Here is a 22,193-nt window from a genome sequence, read left to right as displayed (position 1 = left end):
CGCATTCTAAGGGGCCACAACTGATGTGGCCCCTTTCGTATGCTGCATTTTTGATATTTTCAGCACCAGCTCGTGGTCTATCTCGCTTTGAATTGTCATTTCAAACGGATAACTGATCTCTTTATTAAAATTTTGATATGCCACTTCCGGCAGTAAACCAAGCGAAAGATTAGCCGCTTTCTTTAACCAGTGAGGCGAACTTAATCCGGCGTTGGCAAAATGAACCATTTCGGTTTTATCAGAGAGCAGTAACGCTGAACAATTGATGTTACAGAGGATGCCTGACTGACAGATATGACTGTTCAGATATCCCAAAACGCGACGTGGTGAATCAAAGAGTTGATTTTCATTCTGCTTATATTCCCGGTATAGCGGGTCCAATAAAAACTTAATCATTGCCGCAACAAATGCCACATCCAGCATCCCGGCATACAGCTCAACAATCACCACCATCAGTGCATTTTCAACCGGATAAAAATCCACATATAACAGCGGTGTCGTAGATGAAAAATCTATCTGCCACTGCCCCAGCTGCATTGGCGATGGCTTTTGCATAATTTGCATCAGTTTTGTTGCGGTGTAATCATCCTTACGCAGTAAGTATCTGTGCTGCTGTAATTCCTTATAGTGACTTGTCGGCCCGTTATCCAGCGAACATTCCTGAATTGCTTCTGTCACTACATTCCAGTCGGTGATCGGTTTTGGCAAATAATCACAGGCACCTTCACGCAATGCCCGGGTTATGTCATCAAATTTAACCATACCGGAGATTACAATGACGGGGATATAAGGATAACGCCGGTGAATACAGTTGATAACCTGATGCCCTGGCATGCCTGGCATATGTAAATCGCACAACACGACATCAGGCTGAAACATAGCAACACCCGCTAAACCTTCTACCCCGCTTCTGGTTTCCAGTACCAGAAAGTTTTTACTGCGCAGGTATGCACCAAGCGTCATGCGAAACACCGCTTCATCTTCGATAATTAATATTTTTCGCTGACTCATGCTATGCCGCATGACAAGATCTCTGGTCCTGAATGTATTATTAGCGTAGACAACATCAGTGGTGAGTGAAAGTTGACTTAATTTTAAATTTTTACAGGAATCACAGATTCTGTGGTTGCGGGAACCGTAATCAGAGATAATGAGCTAATACCTCAGGAACAATGACGATGTCGCCACAAGAATTTTTATTGCTGAATCAGCCTCGTCTCAGTCATCCGGCCAGAACGCTGTATTGCCTGCATTTACGGCGGTTGGCGGTACAGCATCAGCCCGTACCAATCAATTATCCTGAGCTTGGGCGAGCTCTGGCAGTAGAAGATCCTCAGGTACCCGGTGGTTTCAGCTATCAGGTAACCGCACGACAACTCACGCAATTATTTGATGAACTGATACAAGCGGGCTTGATCCAGTTGCAGGCAGCAACCGCATCGTCCGATCATTATCATCAGCAATATGTTACGTTGCCATTACTGATATCACAGGTAGCTCCGCTGGCACAGCAAGCCTTTGCCATGCATACCGAATGGCAACCCGATAACCAGTTTACCGGATTATGTCAGCTCTGTGGTTTGATAGATCCGCACTACGATGAAGAAGAGCGGGGAGAGTTTATCGCCTACTGGCTCGGCAGACCGGAACGTTTTTCCACTCAGCATCAATGGATGATGAAATTTGTTAAAATGCTGAAGAGTCGCCGCTATCAGCGCCGGCAAACAGAAAACATCGGTTATCAGCAAACGACTGTGGCAACTGCAGCACAAAATATCAGTACCGAACCAAGCCAGCGAGCATTAGAAATGATTGCTCATGCACAGCAATTGAAACAAGGGGAAAACCATGAGTGAGCACATTGATCCGTTTGCTGATAATCAGGACGATGGCCCGGTAGCCCCTGAAAGTACTGATGAGCAAACCAAACACCAGGTCGCTGCACTGCTGAACCGCCTGCAGCGGATCAGACGAACCCACATTCCGGTTCCGGAATATGACTATCAGCAATTACGCTCTGAATATGAAAAGCAGGCGAATGCGGATATTCAAAAATTACAGCAGGATACACGCTTACAGCGGGTCCAGAAATTGATTGCTCAGGCTGATCTCAATCCGGACTGGCTGTTTGAGCGCATGGATCATTCCGATCCGATACTGGAACATGCTATCCAAACCGCGCATTCATTTATCAGTGGTTTTGAACATTGGGAACAGCATGGTGGCAGCTGTATTCTGATCTACGGTGATTATGGCAGCGGTAAATCGACCCTGGCTGGCGCGATTGCCCATGAACTTATCAATCAGCGACAGAAGTCTGTCATTTTTCAGCAATGGGCCTCAATTATCGACCGGCTGTTTTTTGCCGTCATTGAAGATCAAGAGGAACGTAATCGCTATCGCCGCGCCCTGGAAGAAGTCGATCTGTTGATCATCGACGAGATCGGGGCCAATAAAACCCGCATGGTAGAAAGTCAGAGTAGTTTCCTCGGACATCTGCTGCGTCGTCGGCGGAATTTATCAAAGAGCGTGATCCTGATAACCAATCACAATCCGGCATCACTGCATCAAGCGGTAGGCGACTTCTGCTTTGAGGCGATTAAAGCGTTCAATCCGGTCGATATCCATCTTACCGGACCTAGTCGCCGGCCCCGTATCGGCAACTATGGCGGCTGATGCCGCCTTTTCCGGCTACCGGCTAACTGATTATCGCGCTGATACCGGCAATTCCCCGTCAGCGCCGAGTGCCTGACCAAGGAGCGGTTTTATCAGCGGCATACTGTGTGCCGCAAGACGCATGCCCGTGCCCCGGACCAATTTCTTCAACGGATGTTCACCGCTGAACAATTGCTTAAACCCTTCCATGGTTGCCAGCCACTGCACCGCTTCCGCTTTACGCCAACGCTCGTAGCGACGCAGCGTCTTGGTATCATCCAGCGGAATACCATTTGTTATTGTTTGCATCAGCGTATCCGCCAGTGCCGCTGCATCCATGAGTCCCAGGTTCGCGCCCTGTCCTGCCAAAGGGTGAATAGTATGTGCCGCATCCCCCAGCAGAATCAGACGTGATTGCACCAGCTGGCGAGCATACCGCGCCGTCAACGGACACAGCACTCGCTTACTCATTAACTCACAGAGACCCAGCCTGACATCAAATGTCGCGGCCAGACGGTGATTGAACTCAGCTTCCGGACAGGAGGCCAGGTCCTCAGCCTGTAGCGCAGGTAATGACCAGACTATCGAGCAAAGGTTATCCTGCCATAATGGTAAAAAAGCCAAAGGTCCCTGTGGGGTAAACACCTGTCTGGCAACATTCAAATGCGGTTCAGCTGTACGGACGGTAGCTACCAGTGCTGATTGCTGATAATCCCAGCTGGCTAACGGGATCCGGAATTGCTGCCGTAACAGGGAATTAGCGCCGTCAGCGGCAATCAGCAAGCGGGTAAACAACATCTGCTGATTATCCAGTAATAAAACGACGCCCTGTTCATTTTCTGATACGGACTGTATCTGAGCAGATAAGAGCAATTCGACCGGTGAATCCTGTAAGGTAGTTAACAACGCATGTTGCAACAGATTATTTTCAACAATATGGCCAAGATGGGGTTGCTGTAGTTGACCGGCATCCACCTCAAAATGAGCAAAACTATCCTTTTCCCAGACGGCCATTCCAGAAAAATATTGTTTACGACTTAATAGCGGCCAGGCACCGATGCGACTGAGAAAGCGTTCACTGGCAATATTCAGCGCGCTGACTCTGGTTGCCGGTTCAGCAGTTATGTCATCGGGCAACTTTTTATCCACCACGGCGATACGCAATCCGCTGTCACGCAAAGCAGACGCTAACGCCAGACCCACCATTCCGCCACCAACAATAACCAGATCCAGCATCTTCATGATTTATGCCCCAAAGCCTGTTGCACCAGACCATTTTTTAAACAAGGAATATGATTCATCAGCATCAGTCCTGTCTGGCGGGCTATCACCAGAGGAAAAGCTGGCTCTACAAACAAAGATGCTAATGATGAAGTCAGCCAGACTGTACGTTGCTGATCACCTTCACGCCGTTGCCGGTAGTTCCGCAATACAGCATACGCCCCCGGATCAGATGCATCTTGCAGAGAATCCCGTAACGCCATGACGTCACGCATCGCCAGGTTAAATCCTTGTCCGGCAACCGGATGCAGCTGATGCGCAGCATTCCCCAGCAAGACGACACGGTGGTGCGTTGATTGAGTCAGATAACGCAGTGCCAGCGGATATACTGCCCGCGCCCCGTTTTTCATAAAACGACCGGCGCGAAAGCCAAAGGTCTGCTGCAACTTCGCGGTAAAATCTGAATCCGTAAGCTGCATAGTCTCTGCGGCCTGCTCTGGTGACTGACACCAGACCACTGAATAAGTCTGATCGCCAAGAGGTAATAAGGCCAGCGGACCATGCGCCGTAAAGCGCTCCCATGCACGACTGTGCACCGGTCCATCAACCTGTAATGAGGTAATGACTGCACTTTGGGAAAAATCGTGCTGTTGTACAGGTAAATTCAGCTGCTGCTGAATTACCGACTGCGCGCCATCCGCCCCAACCAGTAAACGGGTAGAAATCTGTTCTCCTGAAGAGAGCGTCAATGTAACCAAATCAGCTGACTGAACAAAGGAAACCAGACTTGATGGGCAATAATGCGTGATGTTGGGAAGAGTCGTCAGTTGCTGACACAACTTCGCCCCTGCCACAGACAATTCCAGAACATACCCGAGAGCCGGCAGCTGAAATTCATCCGCGTCCATAGTGACACGACCAGCATGACCCTTTTCCGAAACATGAATATGACGTATCGCATGTGCCGCATGTCTCCATGCAGGCCACAACGACAACTGCTGTAATGCGGCCACACTGCCGGCAGATAATGCAATAGCACGACCATCAAACCCCGGGTGAGCTTGCTGTTGCGGTATTTTTGCCTCAATCAGGGCAATCCGCCATGCTTTTCCGGATGGTTTAAGTTGTGCCAATGCAATAGCCAGCGTGGCACCCGTCATGCCCCCACCAGCAATTACAACATCATAATCTGCGATCCGGATCGTCATGATAAGTTCAATCAGTGCAGCGTCGGACGCTTTTCAGCCTGAGGAAGAAACTGACCAAACTCTTCAAATGCCAGCATAGCGCCTAATTTCACATGCTCATAAAGCACAAAGTATGAAGCTTCATTATCTTCATCTTCTTCAAATTCATCATCCAGCTGTGTGATATTGCTGAAATCACCAATCATTTCCTGCAGTTCTTCCGAAGCGCGATCGAGATCCTGCTGCATGACCGCAAAACCGGCCAGAAACGCCTGAACCCATTCACTGACCGCCTGCAAACGTTCATCCAGTGGGCCATCTTCATCCGGCAATAACAACTGCAGCCCCGATTGCTGAGAGAGTGCAGCCTGAGTCAGTAAAAACAGTTGTTCCAGCCAGCTCCGGACTGCAGCAGGCATCGGCATCCCATCGTTTACCAGTGAGTTAAACTCAGTAAGCCATTGCTTACCCGTCGACTGCACACCGCCACAAAGCAGACCGCAAATGATCCCGTGCAGCTCCGCCGGGGACGCCATCACTTCATTCTGTTCCAGCAGCTGTTCAGCCTGCACATATTCCTGAAAAACATTATTATTCATACGATAAACCATTGAGATAGTGCGGCGATCAACAGAAACCACCACCAGATGGCTGATCCTAACATTCACAGCCGACTGTCACCAGTGAGAACGCTTGCAACTTGCAGATCGCAGTTATATAGTCGCCCCTATTTACTGCCATAAACTGGTATAGAACGAATTATCAACATGACAGAGTCTTTGGAATCCGTAGAAATTAATGTGCTGGGACGCGCGTACCGGGTCTCTTGTCAGCCAGACCAATATCAGTTGCTACGACAGGCAGCACAAAAACTGGACGATGCGTTAGGAGACTTGCGTATCCGGGCGCGTGGCAGCAGTAATGAGCAGCTGGCTATTATGGTAGCTTTGAACCTGAGTCACGAATTATTACTTGAAAAAAATCGCATTCAACAATATTCTGAAAGCATGGAACAACGCATCAGACAGCTTAACGATGTTATTCAGGAAGCACTGAAAGAACAGAGTAAGTTGTCGGCAGATGATTGTAACTAAACGAAAAATATTTCCTGGGGTGTTCGTCAGTGGGCTTATGTCCCTGAGCCGATAATTTTTTTGCAAGGAAGTCGCTCGCTAGTCAGTGTGCATGCCCGGCCCGACCGGGAAGCCTGAGATTGGCAGTCAGATTTCCGCCTTGAACTCTCGGGTTCAAGGACCGAAGCCTGCAACGGCACCCCGGGACCTCACTTCTTTATGACGCTCATCGACCGAGATTTTCTCCGAACAACAATACGAACCCGCCGCCGTGAACTGAGTTCTCAGGCGCAACAGCATGCGGCAAGACAATTAGTGACGCACGTTGTCCCGTTTTTGCAAAAACACCAGGCCCGCTGTATTTCTCTTTATCTCGCGTGTGATGGTGAACTGGACACTCAACCACTTATCGAGTGGTGCTGGCAAAATGAAATCAAAGTCTGCTTACCAGTATTACATCCCTTTCATGAGGGACATCTGCTGTTTTTATCCTACACGCCTGATACCCCTATGTTGCTGAACCGTTTCCGGATCCCGGAACCGGAAATGAACTCCAGCCATATCGTGCCCAAACATGAAATAGATATTATTTTTACACCTCTGGTCGCTTTTGATGCGGAAGGGAACCGGTTAGGCATGGGTGGCGGATTTTATGATCGGACACTGGAAAACTGGCAACAAACTGGCCGCCCTTTTCCGGTCGGGCTGGCGCATGATTGTCAGCAAGTTGAGATGATCCCCACCGAAATCTGGGACATACCACTACCAGCTTTAATTACACCATCACGCAGCTGGCAGTGGTCATAACAATTACTGCCGGGCTTTCAGCATACGCAGTAATTGATCTTTCAGATTGGGCGGTGTCCCTTTGATGGTTAAGGTGTCGCTCTGCGCATCATACGCAATACGTTCGCCCAGTAACTTTTCATCAAAGCTGATATTCAATCCGCCGCCGGAACCAACAAACTTGGTCAGTTTACGCAGAGCTGTTGTGGCGACCGGAAACTCTTCATCCAGATCATATTCTTCACTGATAAAAGCGTAGAAATCCCCGCCATCACTCTGTTTCGGCAAATATTCAGCTACTGATTTCACCGCGATATCAGCACCTTCTTCGCTTTGTTCTTTATAGTAATCCGCTACTTTTTTCTTGGTTGCAGCCTTCTCGTCTGCCGGCATCGGTACTTGCTGACAGTACTCATTCACTGCCTGGATCAGTAACTGGTTCTGCAGTTTGACATCTATGCCTTCTGCCGCCCCCAGAAAATCCATAAAGAAATCAGAAACCTTACGGCCAATCCGCCCTTTAATAAACGATATATAACGACGGGAATCGGTATTGGTCTGATATTCAGTAATATCAACACGAGCAACCAATTGCATCTTACTGAGATCGATATATTTGATCTGCGATAGTTCCAGTTGCTCGGTTAATGTCACACTGGTTTCACAATCCAGTAATCCCAACAGAATATAATCAACACCAACAAACTGATATTTACAGAAAATCAGTACACCTTCGTCGGGATATTGATAATGATTCAATTGCGCCAGCAAGACCGTTGTTGACTGATGCGTGAAATCGACAAAAGATAAATTCTTGTCTAAATATTGCTGAAACAATTGAGGAAAAGGTGAAGGATTTTCCGGCTGCTCCGTATCCGCCAGAAAACAAGCATAGGATTTATTTCCCTTTTGCTGGTAGATGCGATGCAGTTGCTCCACCCATTCCTGAACGTCGGCAGTCGGCTGAAGTTCCTGAGAACGGGTATCGGCTTTCAGAACGCCATTATCGTCCTGACGCAGCGAATGAATAATTAGATGTTCAATAATCAGGCTCATAGCAGTGGTAGTATCGTAGTGAAAAAGTGCAAGGTGTCGTATTATATAGCGATCATCACCTGACAACCGCAAGACGAGACATATTTCATGCCGATCCTTTCTAAATACAGCACCGAACAAATTGAATCTTTAATGCAGGAGCTTCAGGGCGTTCTGCAGGCGCATAATGCTTCCGTTGATCTCGGCTTGCTGGCTTTGGGTAATCTGGCCACTCATATCATCAACAAGCAGGTCCCGGAAGCATTACGTGCTGATGTGGCAAGCTCATTTGCACAGGCTCTGCAACAATCTATTACGGTTACCAAAAAGGTAATTCAGTAACATGGCTATCCTGCGACCACAACCCGGAGCTTTCCAACGAGACCAGATCTCGCGCCTTATCAGCTGGGGACACTGGTTCACCTTTTTTAACATCCTGTTAGCTCTGGTTATTTCCAGTCGTTACATTCTGGCTAATCCATGGCCTGAGACCCAGTTAGGCATCGGTTATCTGATTTTAAGCTGGTTAGGCCATTTCTCTTTTGTGGGATTTATCACTTATCTGCTGACATTATTCCCACTCAGCTTCCTGATCCCGAATCAGAAGCTGATGCGAAATTGCTCGGTTGTGATCGCAGTTCTTGTTCTTTCAGTATTACTCATCGATACACAGATTTATCACGTTTTTAAGTTTCATATTAATCCGACAGTCTGGGACTTATTGCTCAAAGAAGCGCAATCCAAGTCTGAACTGAACTGGAATTTTCTGTTTATCGTTATCCCTGTTTTATTTCTGCTGGAACTGATCATTTCCAATTACACCTGGAAAATGCAGTTACGCCGACGGAAAGGCGTTTGGGGAAATGCAATCAGCAGCATTCTGGTCAGCTGCTTCTTACTGACGCATCTGACATATATCATCGCTGATGCCAAACTCTATGAACCGATTATTTCTCAGCGGTCCAATTTCCCGCTCTCATATCCAATGACAGCCCGGTCGTTCCTGTCGAAACATGGCTGGCTGGATATGGAACAATATCGTTCGAAAGCAGCTCAGGTTGCCGAACTGGAGCACACTAAGCAACGCCTTCATTATCCACTGCAGCCATTACAGGTAACCGAGTCCGAAGAAAAACTCAATATTTTGCTGGTCGTTGTCAGTGGTTTACGGGCCGATATGTTACAACCGGCGGTCATGCCTTTTCTGAGTGACTTTGCCGTAAAGAACCAGCAATTCACGCAGCATATTGCCGGTGATAACGATCATGCCGGTAGTCTGTTCAGTCTCTTCTATGGTTTGCCGGAAGCCTATCGCAGTAACTTTGATGCTGAAGGCGTGTCACCACTGCTGATTGATGAATTACAGCGACAGGATTATGTGTTAAGCGCATTCTCCAGCTATGGTCTGAATCAGGATATCTATAGAAAAGGTATCTTCCATGGTGTCAGACAAATCAGCCGCCGCAAAAGGGAACTCTCGCCACACAGCGATCAGCAGACGTTGGCTGGCTGGCAAAACTGGCTGGTACGCCAGACGAGTGAGCGGCCATGGTTCAGCTATCTGAATATAACGGTACCTTCCACACTGGCTGTGCCTGCAGATTATCAGGGACCATTCCAGCCGGAATTACTGGATGGCAATCCATTTGCAGCCTTTACCCCGGAAAATCACGACAAATTTATTAACCGCTATAAAAATGCTGTCCGTTACAGCGATGAACAGTTACAGCTGGTAATGAATGCCTTACAGGAACGCCAGTTGTCAGAAAAAACGGTCGTGATTGTCACTGCAGATCGGGGTCTGGAGTTCAACGAAACCAACACCAATAGCTGGGGCTCTGGCAGCAATTATTCTACCTATCAGATGAATGTACCATTCATCGTCAGCTGGCCGGGAAAAATGGCTCATCGCTGGGATAAAATGAGCACGCATTATGATCTTGCGCCTACCCTGCTGCACGATGTTCTGGGTGTTGAAAATGAAGATAAGTCATACAGTAGCGGCAGAAATCTGTTCAGCAATCAGTTACATGACTGGTTACTGCTCGGTAACCGGCAGCATTATGTGATCTACGAGCCTGGCACCATCACCGAATTCAATCGTCAGGGCGACTTCAGTATCTATACCAGGAAAAACTACCAGCTGCTGGATGATTCCCGTCCTAACATGGCGGTACTACTGCAGGTCATGAATGAGCTGACCCGGTTTAAAGATGCCCCATAGTCCGTTACGGTTCCCGGATAGCTGGCATTCGTTATCCGGGAGCGCTGTAATGCTCTGCAATATGAATATGCCGGATATGACTTTTCCGGCAAGCTGGCTGTCAGAGGCCGAATCAGCCCGGCTTCATGCTATTTCTCGTCCTGAACACGCACATTTCTATCTGCAAAGCCGGGGGCTGTTACGTACTGTTCTCGGTCACTTAACCGGTCAATTGCCTGAAAAAGTGACATTTGCTGCTCTGCCGCATGGGAAACCCCAGCTGGTTGGCAACAACTTGCAATTTAACCTCAGTCACAATCAGCACTGGCTTGCTATCGCCATCGCCAAGTCACCAGTCGGGATTGATATTGAATTCAGTGAAAATACCCGGCAAAGAGCATGGCTGGCTGTTGCCGGAAGATTCTTCACTAAAGAAGAATTCCGATATCTGGGTGCATTACCGGAAGAGGATCTCCGCGCTGCTTTTTTCCGTTTCTGGACACAAAAAGAGGCAATTCTGAAAGCACATGGGGCGGGCTTAAATGCCGGTTTACATAAACTTGACTTGCTGTCAGCGCTGCACTCACTGGATCAGCAAATTTATTACTCCGAATACAGCAATCCGATACCTCAATTACATTGCGCAATCAGCACACAAAATGTCATTAAAACCCCGGTGGCATACTATATTCTGAATGAGCAGCTTGAAATTCAGCCCCTGATGCCACCATATATATCTCACCTTTGTCTGAAGCCGAATTCATTATGATTGTCACCATCACACCACAAAATTTTCATACCGAGTTACTCGAAGCATCCCGGCAAAAAACCATAGCAGTCTTCTTTTATGCCGATCAATTACCGGAATGCCGGCCTATGGGACAACAACTGGAGCAATTGATCGGGCCAGCAAATCCAGCAATCACGCTGGCGAAAGTGGATGTGGCTGATCCCCAGTTACAATCACTGGCTGTTCAGCTTGGTCTGCAGGCTCTGCCTGCTGTGGTGATTTTCAAAAATGGCCAGCCAGCGGACGCATTAATGGGGCCACAAGAGCCGGCTGCTGTCGAAAACCTGCTGATAAAATATTTGCCAACAGAAGATGAGACTCTGTTTGCTGAAGGTCAGCAACTGCTGCAAAACGGTGATGCCGGTGCAGCTTATGCGGTATTACAGAAAGCACATCAGATAGCACCTCAACGTTATGAGATCCAGGTTGCACTGGCTGATGCCTGTGTAAAATCAGCTCGCCTGGAAGATGCGCAAGAATTACTCAATGCTATTCCTAATGTCTATCAGGATTCGGCTTACCAGCAGGTAAAATCTGCACTGGATCTGGCTCAGCAAGCATCCGACAGTCCTGAAATCCGTGCTCTGGAAAGCCTGCTGGCTGCAGAGCCGGAAAATAAACAATTACAGCAAGAGCTGGCTATTCAATACAGCCAGGCGGGTCGTAAACAGGAAGCGCTGGAGATGCTGTTCGCTATTCTGAGTAAAGATCTGAGCTTCGGTGAAGCCAGAAAAACCTATCAGGATATTCTGGCTACTATGGGCAGCGATCCACTGGTATCTAAATACCGGAAAAAACTCTATACCCTGCTTTACTGATTTATCAGTCCATAAGAAAAGGGCCAGCGTTGTAAACTGGCCCTTTTTTTGATTAATACGTTCCTATCGGCACGTCAGTACGGGAGCTACCCGGCCAGGAATTGACCACAGCCTTAACCAAAGTGGCCAGTGGAATAGCAAAGAACACGCCCCAGAATCCCCAGAAACCGCCGAATATCAATACAGCCAGAATGATAGCGATGGGATGCAGATTCATCGCTTCAGAAAAAAGTAGTGGAGTCAGAATATTCGCGTCCAGCGTTTGCACAATAGTGTAAGCCAGCATCAAATATGCGAACTCTGGCGAGACACCCCACTGAAACAATGCCACAACGATGACAGGAATGGTTACAGCAACAGCACCGATATAGGGTATTAACACCGAGACGCCAACCGATATCCCTAATAACAGCGCGTAGTTAATTCCCATTAAAGCAAATACAGCATAGTTAACTGCACTAACAACCAGGATATGAATCACCTTACCCCGGATATAGTTGGCGATCTGCTCATTCATTTCCAACCAGACTCTGATGACTAACTCGCGGTTATACGGCAGAAAACGTTTCGTCATCACCAGCAAGCTGTCTTTATCCTTCAGCATAAAGAAAATCAGCAATGGCACCAGAACCATATAAACCAGCACCACCGCAAGGTTCATCAGTGAAGCGAAAGAAAATGAAACCAGAACACCGCTATTCGTCAGCAATCGATCCTGAATCACACTGGACAAGCTATCCACCAGCGAAGAATCCACAAGTTCGGGATACAATTGCGGTAATTTTTTCAGATACTCTGTAGCATTAGCCAGCATGGTCGGTACTTCTTTCACCAGCGTCATTCCCTGACGGAACACGATTGGCAAAATACCAAAACCGACCAGCAACATCAGGCCGATAAATAGCAATACAACCAGCGTAGAAGCCGCTTTCCGGCCCAAACCAATATGCATCAGTCGTTGAACAAACCATTCCAGTAAATACGCAATGACCAGCGCTGCCAGCACCGGGGCCAGAATATCGCCGTAAAAATAAATGACCGTAAAGCCACCGACTAATAACCAGAATAATGTCACTGCATTCGGATCTGAAAAGCGTCGCCGATACCAGTTTAATAATACGTCTAACATCCTGCCGATCCCGTTGAATTCATCGTACAATTGCCTAGTGTAATCGCTTACGATGTATTTTTGGCATGTCAAAACAGATAATTATCAAAGAAAGGGGAATGTTGTGCTTTATCGCTGCCTGAAAAAATCCCTGCTGTGCTTTGGGACCACTTGTTACCTTATGTTTTCTTCTCTGTCCCAGGCCAATTCTCAGCTACCTGACATTGGCACTGCCGGTGTTTCAGCTTTATCTGTTGAACAGGAAGTTTTGTATGGGAAAGCGTTTATGCGTTTTGCCAGAGCCAGCCTCCCCCTGATCGATGATCCTGTTCTTGACGAATACATCAATGATCTCGGACTCAGCATTGTCAGTCAGGCCAATAATGTCCGCTTTCCTTTTACTTTTTTCCTGGTGAAAGATAACGCCATTAATGCGGCAGCATTTCTCGGCGGCCGGATCAAAGTACACAGTGGTTTATTTTTACATGCAGAAACGGAAAGTGAACTGGCAGGCGTATTAGCCCATGAAATCAGCCATGTCACACAACGCCATATTGCCCGTTATCTGGAAGATCAGGCAAAAAGCACACCACTGTCTATCGCCGGTCTGGTAGGTTCAATTGCGCTGGCAATGTTAAACCCGACCGCAGGTGCCGCAGCAATCAATGCCACCATGGGCTTAACGCTCCAGAACTCGATTAACTTTACCCGCGACAACGAGTATGAAGCAGATCGGATTGGTATGGCATTACTTGCGAATGCCGGTTTTGAGCCTGGCGGAATGATGACATTTTTCCAGAAATTAGCTGCAGAAAACCGTTATTCCTCCAAATTGCCGGAAATGTTGCTGACTCACCCGATCACTGAAAACCGGATTGCTGAAGCCAGAAACCGGGCTGCTAGTTACAAAACACCGCACCGTGATTCCAGTCTGGATTTTTATCTGGCTAAGGCCCGGATCCAGGCGATGTATACCAGTCAAAGCACCGATAGTCTGCTTGCTTATTTTGAGCAAAACGCAAAAAAAAGCCGTCTGGGATCGCCTGCACAACTGGCAGCTCAATATGGCAAGGCACTGGCCTTAATGAAGTCGAACCATTCGGCAGAAGCAGGCAATATTCTGGCTACGTTAATCAAGCAGCAGCCGGATAATCTGTTTTTCCAGGATTCACTGACTGATCAGGAAATAGATGCTCAGCAATACAGCGCTGCTATTTCTCGCCTGGAACAACGCAACCAGAATATGCAGAATAATCCGGTCATTATCATCAATCTGGCCAATGTTTATCTGAAAGCAAACCAGCCTGAGGCATCTATCCGTCTGCTGGATCAGTATACCCGCAACAATCCCGAATCTTCGTTAGCATGGCAATTATTGACAGAAGGCTATCAGCAAACCGCCAATCAGACTGGTTTCCATCAGGCACAGGCCGAATATCTGGCCTTGCGGGGAGATATTGCTCAGGCGACCGATCATTTGCATATGGCCAGGGCTAACACTGCTGATGGACTAAGCCAGGCAAGAATTGATGCCCGGATAGCAGAACTGGAAAAACAGAAAAAGGTAGACGATAGCCTGAAACGTTAAAGTTCCAGCACTTCCTTGATAAAAGGAATCGTCAGTTTGCGCTGGGCATGTAAAGAGGCACTGTCCAGCGTATCTAACGTCTGTAACAGCATCCGCATATCACGGGATAAACGATTTAACAGAAAACGACCAACATCCACCGGCAACTTGAATCCGCGTAACGCTGCTCGTAATTGCAGAGCCCCCAGCTTACCTTCATCATCCAGTTCATGCAGTTGGAACGAAACGCCCCAGTCGAGACGGGAAGCCAAATCCGGCAAACATAACCCCAGTTTGCGCGGTGCCGTACTGGCAGACATGATCAGCGATCCCCGGCTGGTTTCCTTCCAGCGATTGAAAAGATTAAAAAGTGACTCTTCCCATACTCTGCTTCCGGCAACCGCATCCAGATTATCCAGACAGAGCAAAGGCATACGCTCCATTCCTTCCAGAATATCAGGGGAATACTGATCATGACGATCAAGCGGGATATAAACCGCTGATTCACCGTTACCATTAATTTCTGCACATGTCGCATGCAGCAGATGAGAACGACCGGATCCGCGACATCCCCAAAAATAAATCAGTGGCACCCCTTCCCCGATCGCTGCATTTTTCAGCGTGGTAATTAGCTGAGCATTGCTACCAGGATAAAAACTGGCGAATGTTTCATCATCAGGAAGTTGTACGGCCAGAGAAAGTTGGGTTGATTGCAGCATCATGAGCGCCTGTTAATGGGGCTGAATATAGGGGAAAACTGTTCAGGTTCAGGCATAGTCTGAGATGGCACACGCCATCCCAGACAGAAAAACAGCATCGCAATAATCTGTGCTCACTGCTGTTTTTAATAATGACTATTATTTAGTACCGAAAATCTTGTCACCGGCATCACCCAGACCAGGAATGATATAACCTTTTTCATTCAGTCCCTGATCGATGGATGCGCAATACACTTCCACATCATCATGCGCCGCCTGCAGTGCCGCCAGACCTTCCGGCGCAGCAACCAGTACAATCACCTTGATCTGTTTGCAGCCTTTTTGCTTCAGCAGATCAATAGTTGCAATCATTGAACCGCCGGTCGCCAGCATAGGATCAACAATCAGAGCCAGACGCTCATCAATATTGCTGACAATTTTCTGGAAATACGGTACTGGTTGCAGGGTTTCTTCATCACGGTAAATCCCCACCACACTGACACGAGCACTTGGCATATGTTCCAGCACCCCATCCATCATGCCCAAACCGGCACGCAGGATTGGTACTACAGTGACCTTCTTCCCTTTGATCTGATCCACTTCAACCGGACCATTCCAACCATCAATGGTTACCTTTTCAGTTTCAAAATCAGAGGTCGCTTCATATGTCAGCAGGCTGCCCACTTCTTTGGCTAACTCACGAAACCGCTTGGTGCTGATGTCAGCTTCGCGCATCAGACCCAGTTTATGCTTCACCAGCGGGTGTTTCACCTCGATGACTTTCATTATGACCTCCGTAAATTCATTATCCGGGGAAGATCTTATCATTCGTATACATGGAAAATGAATGTTTTCTGCTGCAAACCACAGGTTTTCTTTTTCTCTGCGTTTGTGACTGCTAGAATAGAGACTGTTTAATATCCCCCTTAACAGCGATTACGACAAGGATCTATCGTGACTGACAAGACTTCACTGAGCTACAAGGACGCTGGCGTTGATATCGATGCAGGTAATGCCCTGGTTGAGCGTATCAAAGGCGTTGCCAAACGCACCCGCCGTCCTGAAGTAATGGGCGGACTGGGTGGTTTTGGTGCTCTGTGCCGCATTCCGGCTGGCTATCGCGAACCTATTCTGGTTTCAGGTACTGATGGCGTCGGCACCAAACTGCGTCTGGCGATCGATCTGAAAAAACACGATACCGTTGGTATCGATCTGGTTGCAATGTGTGTGAACGATCTGATCGTTCAAGGTGCAGAACCGCTGTTCTTTTTAGATTACTACGCAACCGGTAAACTGGACGTAGATACAGCCGCGGCAGTAGTTACTGGTATTGGTGCTGGTTGTGAACAATCCAACTGTGCATTGGTCGGCGGTGAAACTGCTGAAATGCCTGGTATGTACGAAGGCGAAGACTACGACATGGCAGGTTTCTGCGTAGGCGTGGTTGAAGCTTCAGAAATCATCGACGGTTCTAAAGTAGCTGCAGGCGATGCGCTGATTGCTCTGGCCTCTTCTGGTCCGCACTCTAACGGTTTCTCTTTGATCCGTAAGATTCTGGAAGTGAGCAAAGCTGACGTACAACAACCGCTGGGCGATTCTACTCTGGCTAACGCGCTGCTGGCTCCGACCCGCATCTATGTTAAGCCAGTACTGAAACTGCTGAAAAACTGTGAAGTTCATGCATTGTCTCACATCACTGGCGGCGGTTTCTGGGAAAACATCCCGCGTGTACTGCCAGAAAACACCAAAGCAGTGATCGACGGTTCCAGCTGGCAATGGCCAGAAGTGTTCAACTGGCTGCAGAAGAGCGGCAACGTTGAAACTTACGAAATGTACCGTACCTTCAACTGTGGCGTTGGCATGATCATCGCGCTGCCACAGGCACAGGTTGATGCTGCTCTGGCATTACTGAAAGCCGAAGGCGAAAACGCATGGCTGATCGGTCAGATCGAACAAGCAGCTGCCGGTGAAAAACAGGTAGAAATCAACTAATGAATCTGGTTGTTCTGATTTCCGGAACCGGTAGTAACCTGCAGGCAGTCATTGATGCCTGCAAGTCTGGCAAAATACACGGCCGGGTTGCTGCAGTCGTCAGTAACCGGGCTGATGCCTACGGTTTAAAACGGGCGCAGGCTGCTGATATTCATACAGCGGTGATATCTCATCAGGATCATCCTGATCGGGCGCAATACGATGCAGCATTGATAGCTGAAATTGATCGTCATCAGCCAGATCTGCTCATCATGGCCGGATTTATGCGCATCCTGACACCTGCATTTGTGAACCACTATGCCGGCCGGATGCTAAACATCCATCCATCTTTACTGCCTAAATATCAGGGGTTACATACTCATCAGCGTGCACTTGATGCTGGTGACAGTGAACATGGTGCCAGTGTGCATTTTGTGACGGAAGAACTGGATGGCGGTCCGGTAATTCTGCAGGCAAAAGTTCCGGTTTTTGCAGATGATACTGTCGAAGAACTGGCACAACGTGTACATGTGCAGGAACATCAGATCTATCCGTTAGTGATCAACTGGTTCTGTCAGCAACGCTTAGTCATGAAAGAAGGTAAAGCCTGGCTGGATGGCGAATGTCTTCCGGTCTCTGGTTATGCCAGCGATGACGATGGCGTAGAACAACCAGCAGAATAATGAATATTCAGGGAGCTTAAGCTCCCTGATTTTTTTCCGTCTCAATAGTCAGCATCTTTTCACCAAGGTGGAAAACATTCAATTCCCCCCTGGCCATTTTCAGCCAGCATTCATTGTTCGTCAGTGGTTGCGTTGCAATGATAGTTACCACATCATCCGGCGTTGTTTCCTGCTGAAAATCAATCGTAACGTCATCATCGATCAGCTTCGCCTGACCAAACGGCGCTCTGCGTGTAATGCTATGCAGATTTGTTGTGCAGTAAGTGATCAGATATTCACCATCAGACAACAGCATATTGAACACACCCAGCGCCATCAGCTGATTACATAATGTTGCCAAAAAGCGGAATAACTTTTCCGGCGTCGCAGGAAATACCGGAAATTGTTTCTCCAGCTGATTTAACAACCAGCAAAATGACCTTTCACTGTCGGTCTGGCCAACGGGTTCAAATCTGCCACAATCCAGCGATTCATAATTCGTCAGCTGACCATTATGTGCAAAGGTCCAGTAACGTCCCCACAGTTCACGCGTAAACGGATGCGTGTTTTCCAGAGCTACACTGCCACGGTTTGCCTGCCGGATATGGCTCACTACCGCACAACTTTTGATCGGGTATTCCTGAACCAGCTTGGCTATTTGAGACTGAGCGCACGCCACGGGATCTTTAAAGGTACGACACCCCTTCCCTTCATAGAAAGTGATACCCCAGCCATCAACATGAGGGCCTGTACGCCCACCACGTTGCACTAACCCGCTAAAACTAAAGCAGATATCGGTGGGAACATTCGCACTCATACCCAGTAATTCGCACACAGCCTCACCTCGAACTAATCAGACCGCCAACTCTTTTTCAATCAGCATGATCAAAATATGGATAACTTTAATATGAATTTCCTGAATACGATCGGCATAGCCAAAATAAGGAACCCGGATTTCAACATCGGCCAGACCAGCCATTTTCCCGCCATCTTTACCGGTCAAAACGACAACTTTGATCCCTTTCGCTTTTGCTGATTCAATCGCAGTAATAATGTTTTGAGAATTACCGCTGGTTGAAATCCCCAGCATCACATCCCCCGGACGACCAACAGCCTCCAGATAACGAGAGAACACGTATTGATAGCCATAATCATTAGAGACGCAGGACAAATGACTTGGATCCGAGATGGCAATACCGGCATATCCCGGACGATCTTCACGGTAACGACCGGTCAGCTCTTCCGCAAAGTGCATGGCATCACAATGAGAACCGCCATTACCACATGACATTACTTTGCCACCATCGCGCAGTGATGCGGCGATCAACGTTGCAGCCCGTTCAATGGCATTAATATTTTCCGCGTCAGCGATAAAATCAGCCAGTGCTTGCTGAGCGGTTACCAGTTCCTGCTTGATCAATTCCTGATACATATGCTGTATTTTTCCTTTCAAGTTTTTATATGGAAAAACCGTCTATTCTTGTTCTGATCGCCACAGGCAACAACCGCCTTTCTTCGCCACCAGATCCAATCTTTTTTCATGAGCCGCCAACTCATCAGCTGATGCGCTCAAAACTTTTAATGAGCCGTTACGCTGTATCATCTTCAGCTGTTGTGCTGACGCGGATGACGCTGAATTATTATCATTGACCGTGTTGTGTAACTCCAGTCGCGTCTGGCCACCCGTCATCAATAAATAGACATCGGCCAGAATTTCGGCGTCCAATAATGCGCCGTGCAAAGTACGGTGCGAGTTATCGATACCAAAACGAGTACACAACGCATCCAGACTGTTACGTTTGCCAGGGAATTGTCCCCGCGCCAATGCCAGCGAATCCGTTACCCGGCAGATGTCTTTAACCCGCTCCGTCCAGCCTAGCTTATTAAATTCATGATCGATAAAGCCAACGTCGAACGACGCGTTATGAATGACTAATTCCGCACCACGAATAAAATCCCGGAATTCTTGCGCAATCGCAGCAAACGGTGGTTTATCGGCCAGAAAAGCATCGGTAATACCATGAACCCGGATCGCCTCTTCATCAACCAAACGATCCGGCTTGATATAGACATGATAATGATTTCCGGTTAAACGACGGTTAATCACCTCCACACAACCAATTTCAATGATGCGGTGACCGATATAGACCGGGCCACCACTCTGGTTCATACCCGTGGTTTCGGTATCGAGAATTACGTAGCGATTCGTTTGCATTGGGTTCATAGCACTTTTATGTCACACTTTACTCAGATGCTCAGAATACCACGACACTATGCTAAAACAGATAACTCTCTATACCGATGGCTCATGTCTCGGTAACCCAGGCCCGGGCGGTTATGCCGCTGTTTTGATCTACAAGCAACACCGTAAAGAGTTGGCTCAGGGTTACGAGCTGACGACAAATAACCGCATGGAACTAATGGCCGCTATTGCAGGTTTGCAATCATTAAGCGAACCCTGTCAGGTCAGATTGACCACTGACAGCCAGTATGTCCGGCAAGGTATTACCCAGTGGATCCACGGTTGGAAGAAAAAAGGCTGGAAAACGGCTAACCGCGAACCAGTAAAAAACGTGGACTTATGGTTACTGCTGGACAGCGAAATTCAGCGTCATGATGTGGAATGGTTTTGGGTTAAAGGTCATTCCGGTCACCCGGAAAATGAACGCTGCGATGAACTGGCCCGCAATGCAGCGCTGGCTGACAGCCGCCTGATTGATTCCGGATATCCATCCTAAAAGTTTACACCTTCACTTTTCGTGCAGGCCGGATTATTCAGTCTGGCCATGCCGCCCACCATTACCGGTCGTCTCAGCCAGGCAGCTTCGCGGATACGGGTTAGCGGAATCGTGCGTTTTCTTGCGGCCAGCATATAAGTTGATGCAAACCGGTAGCCGCAACGCCTGCCGGTTTTTTCTTTCCAGAAATGGAATCGGTTACGGCGAGTCACGGTTGAATACGCGAAGCCCTCCAGATGCACGACTTCAAAACCAAGCAGGTGTAACCAGTCCAGTACTCGTTCCGGAGAAAACATTCGGGCAGACCACGGCAAACGGCGCCGGAGGTTCGGTAACAGCCTTCCCAGGCCAACCAGACTATAAGGATTAAAACCGCTGATGATGATCCAGCCATCCGGCGTTAGCACCCTCTCGACTTCCCTTAATATCTGATGCGGATCACTGCTGAAGTCCAACAGATGTGCCAGCAAACAGGCATCAATACTTCCTGAGCGGATAGGTAATTCATCAACGTCAGCGATAATTCCCAGTGAGGCACCTTCCGGAGCAACTGCACATTGATGACGGATCGAGGAAGCAGCACATGAAAGCTGACTGCTTAGTGTCCCCAGCTTCAGCAAGTGATAGCCAAACATAAGCGGACACCACTCATCGAGCTTGTGTTGGATCTCCATTGCCAGCCAATCACCCATTGGCAATTCACTCCAGTTCTCTGGTGTAATAATTGCCTGGTTTATTTTTGCTGGTTTCACATCATCACCTCAAAACGGGTAAATATTGCCTTTCTTTCTCTTTCATTCTATACACAACATCTGTTTATAGAACCGGAGCGCATCACATGTTGCAGGTACAAACAATTCCAAGCCGTCAGGATAACTATATTTGGCTGATAAAACAGGGAAATCAAGCGATTGTGGTTGACCCTGGTGAGTCGGCCCCTGTGATTGAACGACTCCGGCAACAATCTCTGAATCTCAAAGCTATCTTTGTCACCCATCACCATCATGATCATGTAGACGGTGTAGCTGAACTGTTGGCCCTATATCCGCAGTGCGCGGTCTATGGTCCGCAGATAACATTAACAGACGTGCCTCAGTTGCAGACCATGCGCGATCAGGATCTGATCAGCTTCCCTGATCTTGATCTGACGTTTACTGTCTGGCATACCCCGGGGCACACCGCTGAGCATATTGTTTTTCATGGTCATGGTGCCCTGTTTTGCGGCGATACGCTCTTTTCTGGTGGCTGCGGACGCTTGTTCTCCGGTACTGCAGAACAGATGTATCACTCTCTGCAGCGCCTTGCCAGCTTGCCTGAAGATACCCTTGTTTATCCTGCACATGAATATACTTACAATAATTTAAGCTACTGTCTGCAGGCAGAACCGGATAATGTATTTACAATTAAGCGGATTAAAGAGGTAAGCAAGCTACGACAGCAAGGGTGTCCAACACTCCCCTCTACTATTGGAATAGAAAAACAGAGTAATGTGTTTTTACGCACACATATGCCTTCGGTGGCCGTTTTCGCTCAGAATTCAAGCGAACTCTATCTCGAAAATGAGATCCAGATCTTTGCTATTTTGCGTGAAAAAAAGAATAATCTTTGAGCTGTAAATGAGCATAATTTATGCAAGGCTTGATCTGAACCCTAATCACACATACCATCTGTCAAAATATTG

At 47.9% G+C, this 22,193-nt stretch carries 25 protein-coding genes and 1 other RNA gene; 14 read left to right on the top strand and 12 right to left on the bottom strand.

Annotated features, from left to right (window positions below):
* Positions 1-6: 6 nt before the first annotated feature.
* Positions 7-1,011 (bottom strand): response regulator, encoded by a 1,005-nt coding sequence (locus TOLA_RS04790; RefSeq protein WP_049759136.1) that lies wholly within the window; start codon positions 1,009-1,011, stop codon positions 7-9.
* A 167-nt stretch (positions 1,012-1,178) separates the two neighbouring features.
* On the opposite strand from TOLA_RS04790, the gene TOLA_RS04785 reads away from it, so the two are divergent.
* Positions 1,179-1,856, top strand: coding sequence for a DnaT-like ssDNA-binding domain-containing protein (locus TOLA_RS04785; protein ID WP_012729159.1), 678 nt, complete (start codon positions 1,179-1,181; stop codon positions 1,854-1,856).
* Entirely contained in the window at positions 1,849-2,676 is an 828-nt protein-coding gene (locus TOLA_RS04780) for a DnaA ATPase domain-containing protein (RefSeq protein WP_012729158.1), read from the top strand. The genes TOLA_RS04785 and TOLA_RS04780 overlap by 8 nt, the downstream gene beginning before the upstream one ends.
* Before the next feature lie 30 nt (positions 2,677-2,706).
* On the opposite strand, the gene TOLA_RS04775 is transcribed toward TOLA_RS04780, so the two are convergent.
* The 3 genes from TOLA_RS04775 to TOLA_RS04765 are packed head-to-tail and all read right to left on the bottom strand — an operon-like array spanning position 2,707 to position 5,662.
* The gene (locus TOLA_RS04775; protein WP_012729157.1) at positions 2,707-3,897 is read right to left on the bottom strand and encodes an FAD-dependent 2-octaprenylphenol hydroxylase; all 1,191 of its coding nucleotides are present in this window, start codon (positions 3,895-3,897) and stop codon (positions 2,707-2,709) included.
* The gene (gene ubiH, locus TOLA_RS04770; RefSeq protein WP_012729156.1) at positions 3,894-5,084 is read right to left on the bottom strand and encodes a 2-octaprenyl-6-methoxyphenyl hydroxylase; all 1,191 of its coding nucleotides are present in this window, start codon (positions 5,082-5,084) and stop codon (positions 3,894-3,896) included. Before ubiH ends, TOLA_RS04775 begins: the two co-directional genes overlap by 4 nt.
* Before the next feature lie 11 nt (positions 5,085-5,095).
* Complete coding sequence (locus tag TOLA_RS04765; RefSeq protein ID WP_041609696.1) at positions 5,096-5,662, bottom strand: UPF0149 family protein; 567 nt, start codon at positions 5,660-5,662, stop codon at positions 5,096-5,098.
* A 168-nt stretch (positions 5,663-5,830) separates the two neighbouring features.
* Between TOLA_RS04765 and zapA the strand changes: the two genes are divergently transcribed.
* From zapA to TOLA_RS04755, 3 genes are all read left to right on the top strand, one after another.
* Positions 5,831-6,157 carry a cell division protein ZapA gene (zapA, locus tag TOLA_RS04760; RefSeq protein ID WP_012729154.1) on the top strand — a complete coding sequence of 109 codons (327 nt, stop codon included), beginning with the start codon at positions 5,831-5,833 and terminating at the stop codon, positions 6,155-6,157.
* A gap of 8 nt (positions 6,158-6,165) precedes the next feature.
* Positions 6,166-6,348, top strand: a non-coding RNA gene (gene ssrS, locus TOLA_RS16450) — 6S RNA.
* A 7-nt stretch (positions 6,349-6,355) separates the two neighbouring features.
* The gene (locus TOLA_RS04755) at positions 6,356-6,943 is read left to right on the top strand and encodes a 5-formyltetrahydrofolate cyclo-ligase (protein WP_012729153.1); all 588 of its coding nucleotides are present in this window, start codon (positions 6,356-6,358) and stop codon (positions 6,941-6,943) included.
* 3 nt (positions 6,944-6,946) lie between these two features.
* Here TOLA_RS04755 and yejK read toward each other — a convergent pair whose 3' ends face one another.
* Positions 6,947-7,978 carry a nucleoid-associated protein YejK gene (gene yejK / locus TOLA_RS04750; RefSeq protein ID WP_012729152.1) on the bottom strand — a complete coding sequence of 344 codons (1,032 nt, stop codon included), beginning with the start codon at positions 7,976-7,978 and terminating at the stop codon, positions 6,947-6,949.
* Between the two features lie 87 nt (positions 7,979-8,065).
* Between yejK and TOLA_RS04745 the strand changes: the two genes are divergently transcribed.
* Genes TOLA_RS04745 through TOLA_RS04730 form a run of 4 tightly spaced genes read left to right on the top strand, consistent with a single transcriptional unit; the run spans position 8,066 to position 11,768 of the window.
* Entirely contained in the window at positions 8,066-8,299 is a 234-nt protein-coding gene (locus TOLA_RS04745; RefSeq protein ID WP_012729151.1) for a DUF1414 domain-containing protein, read from the top strand.
* Position 8,300: 1 nt separating this feature from the next.
* Positions 8,301-10,181, top strand: a complete 1,881-nt coding sequence (locus tag TOLA_RS04740) for a DUF3413 domain-containing protein (RefSeq protein ID WP_012729150.1) — start codon at positions 8,301-8,303, stop codon at positions 10,179-10,181.
* A gap of 49 nt (positions 10,182-10,230) precedes the next feature.
* Positions 10,231-10,929: a 4'-phosphopantetheinyl transferase family protein gene (locus tag TOLA_RS04735; protein ID WP_012729149.1), complete on the top strand. Its 699-nt coding sequence runs from the start codon at positions 10,231-10,233 to the stop codon at positions 10,927-10,929.
* Positions 10,926-11,768, top strand: a complete 843-nt coding sequence (locus tag TOLA_RS04730) for a tetratricopeptide repeat protein (protein WP_012729148.1) — start codon at positions 10,926-10,928, stop codon at positions 11,766-11,768. The genes TOLA_RS04735 and TOLA_RS04730 overlap by 4 nt, the downstream gene beginning before the upstream one ends.
* Before the next feature lie 52 nt (positions 11,769-11,820).
* Here the strand turns inward: TOLA_RS04730 and TOLA_RS04725 are convergent, their stop codons facing one another.
* The gene (locus tag TOLA_RS04725; protein WP_012729147.1) at positions 11,821-12,897 is read right to left on the bottom strand and encodes an AI-2E family transporter; all 1,077 of its coding nucleotides are present in this window, start codon (positions 12,895-12,897) and stop codon (positions 11,821-11,823) included.
* Between the two features lie 52 nt (positions 12,898-12,949).
* On the opposite strand from TOLA_RS04725, the gene bepA reads away from it, so the two are divergent.
* The gene (gene bepA / locus TOLA_RS04720) at positions 12,950-14,464 is read left to right on the top strand and encodes a beta-barrel assembly-enhancing protease (RefSeq protein ID WP_483754804.1); all 1,515 of its coding nucleotides are present in this window, start codon (positions 12,950-12,952) and stop codon (positions 14,462-14,464) included.
* On the opposite strand, the gene hda is transcribed toward bepA, so the two are convergent.
* Positions 14,461-15,162 carry a DnaA inactivator Hda gene (hda, locus tag TOLA_RS04715; protein WP_041609467.1) on the bottom strand — a complete coding sequence of 234 codons (702 nt, stop codon included), beginning with the start codon at positions 15,160-15,162 and terminating at the stop codon, positions 14,461-14,463. The two genes, bepA and hda, sit on opposite strands and share 4 nt — an antisense overlap.
* A 138-nt stretch (positions 15,163-15,300) precedes the next feature.
* Positions 15,301-15,927 carry a uracil phosphoribosyltransferase gene (gene upp, locus TOLA_RS04710; protein WP_012729144.1) on the bottom strand — a complete coding sequence of 209 codons (627 nt, stop codon included), beginning with the start codon at positions 15,925-15,927 and terminating at the stop codon, positions 15,301-15,303.
* Between the two features lie 168 nt (positions 15,928-16,095).
* On the opposite strand from upp, the gene purM reads away from it, so the two are divergent.
* Positions 16,096-17,133 carry a phosphoribosylformylglycinamidine cyclo-ligase gene (gene purM / locus TOLA_RS04705; RefSeq protein ID WP_012729143.1) on the top strand — a complete coding sequence of 346 codons (1,038 nt, stop codon included), beginning with the start codon at positions 16,096-16,098 and terminating at the stop codon, positions 17,131-17,133.
* The gene (gene purN / locus TOLA_RS04700; RefSeq protein ID WP_012729142.1) at positions 17,133-17,795 is read left to right on the top strand and encodes a phosphoribosylglycinamide formyltransferase; all 663 of its coding nucleotides are present in this window, start codon (positions 17,133-17,135) and stop codon (positions 17,793-17,795) included. Before purM ends, purN begins: the two co-directional genes overlap by 1 nt.
* Positions 17,796-17,811: 16 nt before the next feature.
* On the opposite strand, the gene TOLA_RS04695 is transcribed toward purN, so the two are convergent.
* From TOLA_RS04695 to dnaQ, 3 genes are read right to left on the bottom strand one after another with little or no spacing between them, the layout of a single operon-like run.
* A complete protein-coding gene (locus tag TOLA_RS04695; RefSeq protein ID WP_012729141.1) occupies positions 17,812-18,609 on the bottom strand; it encodes a class II glutamine amidotransferase in 798 nt (265 codons plus the stop codon).
* Positions 18,610-18,627: 18 nt separating this feature from the next.
* Positions 18,628-19,206: a D-sedoheptulose 7-phosphate isomerase gene (gene lpcA, locus TOLA_RS04690; protein WP_012729140.1), complete on the bottom strand. Its 579-nt coding sequence runs from the start codon at positions 19,204-19,206 to the stop codon at positions 18,628-18,630.
* A gap of 42 nt (positions 19,207-19,248) precedes the next feature.
* Positions 19,249-19,998: a DNA polymerase III subunit epsilon gene (gene dnaQ / locus TOLA_RS04685; protein WP_012729139.1), complete on the bottom strand. Its 750-nt coding sequence runs from the start codon at positions 19,996-19,998 to the stop codon at positions 19,249-19,251.
* A 49-nt stretch (positions 19,999-20,047) separates the two neighbouring features.
* On the opposite strand from dnaQ, the gene rnhA reads away from it, so the two are divergent.
* On the top strand, positions 20,048-20,512 hold the full coding sequence (gene rnhA, locus TOLA_RS04680) for a ribonuclease HI (RefSeq protein ID WP_012729138.1): 465 nt from the start codon (positions 20,048-20,050) through the stop codon (positions 20,510-20,512).
* On the opposite strand, the gene TOLA_RS04675 is transcribed toward rnhA, so the two are convergent.
* Entirely contained in the window at positions 20,509-21,264 is a 756-nt protein-coding gene (locus tag TOLA_RS04675) for a class I SAM-dependent methyltransferase (protein WP_012729137.1), read from the bottom strand. The two genes, rnhA and TOLA_RS04675, sit on opposite strands and share 4 nt — an antisense overlap.
* A gap of 86 nt (positions 21,265-21,350) precedes the next feature.
* Between TOLA_RS04675 and gloB the strand changes: the two genes are divergently transcribed.
* Complete coding sequence (gloB, locus tag TOLA_RS04670) at positions 21,351-22,121, top strand: hydroxyacylglutathione hydrolase (RefSeq protein ID WP_012729136.1); 771 nt, start codon at positions 21,351-21,353, stop codon at positions 22,119-22,121.
* Positions 22,122-22,193: the final 72 nt, after the last annotated feature.

Source organism: Tolumonas auensis DSM 9187 (assembly GCF_000023065.1).
In the GTDB taxonomy this organism is placed as follows: Bacteria; Pseudomonadota; Gammaproteobacteria; order Enterobacterales; family Aeromonadaceae; genus Tolumonas; species Tolumonas auensis.
The sequence above is the reverse complement of the archived record's forward strand: the minus strand, read 5'-3'. Positions and strand labels throughout refer to the sequence as shown.

Coding starts and splice junctions, on each gene's coding strand:
- upp (WP_012729144.1), bottom strand. CDS start 15,927: ATGAAAGTCATCGAGGTGAAACACCCGCTGGTGAAGCATAAACTGGGT.
- zapA (WP_012729154.1), top strand. CDS start 5,831: ATGACAGAGTCTTTGGAATCCGTAGAAATTAATGTGCTGGGACGCGCG.
- hda (WP_041609467.1), bottom strand. CDS start 15,162: ATGCTGCAATCAACCCAACTTTCTCTGGCCGTACAACTTCCTGATGAT.
- ubiH (WP_012729156.1), bottom strand. CDS start 5,084: ATGACGATCCGGATCGCAGATTATGATGTTGTAATTGCTGGTGGGGGC.
- TOLA_RS04735 (WP_012729149.1), top strand. CDS start 10,231: ATGCTCTGCAATATGAATATGCCGGATATGACTTTTCCGGCAAGCTGG.
- TOLA_RS04765 (WP_041609696.1), bottom strand. CDS start 5,662: ATGAATAATAATGTTTTTCAGGAATATGTGCAGGCTGAACAGCTGCTG.
- TOLA_RS04740 (WP_012729150.1), top strand. CDS start 8,301: ATGGCTATCCTGCGACCACAACCCGGAGCTTTCCAACGAGACCAGATC.
- bepA (WP_483754804.1), top strand. CDS start 12,950: ATGTATTTTTGGCATGTCAAAACAGATAATTATCAAAGAAAGGGGAAT.
- dnaQ (WP_012729139.1), bottom strand. CDS start 19,998: ATGAACCCAATGCAAACGAATCGCTACGTAATTCTCGATACCGAAACC.
- rnhA (WP_012729138.1), top strand. CDS start 20,048: ATGCTAAAACAGATAACTCTCTATACCGATGGCTCATGTCTCGGTAAC.
- TOLA_RS04730 (WP_012729148.1), top strand. CDS start 10,926: ATGATTGTCACCATCACACCACAAAATTTTCATACCGAGTTACTCGAA.
- TOLA_RS04745 (WP_012729151.1), top strand. CDS start 8,066: ATGCCGATCCTTTCTAAATACAGCACCGAACAAATTGAATCTTTAATG.
- TOLA_RS04785 (WP_012729159.1), top strand. CDS start 1,179: ATGTCGCCACAAGAATTTTTATTGCTGAATCAGCCTCGTCTCAGTCAT.
- TOLA_RS04790 (WP_049759136.1), bottom strand. CDS start 1,011: ATGAGTCAGCGAAAAATATTAATTATCGAAGATGAAGCGGTGTTTCGC.
- TOLA_RS04780 (WP_012729158.1), top strand. CDS start 1,849: ATGAGTGAGCACATTGATCCGTTTGCTGATAATCAGGACGATGGCCCG.
- TOLA_RS04775 (WP_012729157.1), bottom strand. CDS start 3,897: ATGAAGATGCTGGATCTGGTTATTGTTGGTGGCGGAATGGTGGGTCTG.
- yejK (WP_012729152.1), bottom strand. CDS start 7,978: ATGAGCCTGATTATTGAACATCTAATTATTCATTCGCTGCGTCAGGAC.
- gloB (WP_012729136.1), top strand. CDS start 21,351: ATGTTGCAGGTACAAACAATTCCAAGCCGTCAGGATAACTATATTTGG.
- purN (WP_012729142.1), top strand. CDS start 17,133: ATGAATCTGGTTGTTCTGATTTCCGGAACCGGTAGTAACCTGCAGGCA.
- lpcA (WP_012729140.1), bottom strand. CDS start 19,206: ATGTATCAGGAATTGATCAAGCAGGAACTGGTAACCGCTCAGCAAGCA.
- TOLA_RS04725 (WP_012729147.1), bottom strand. CDS start 12,897: ATGTTAGACGTATTATTAAACTGGTATCGGCGACGCTTTTCAGATCCG.
- TOLA_RS04755 (WP_012729153.1), top strand. CDS start 6,356: ATGACGCTCATCGACCGAGATTTTCTCCGAACAACAATACGAACCCGC.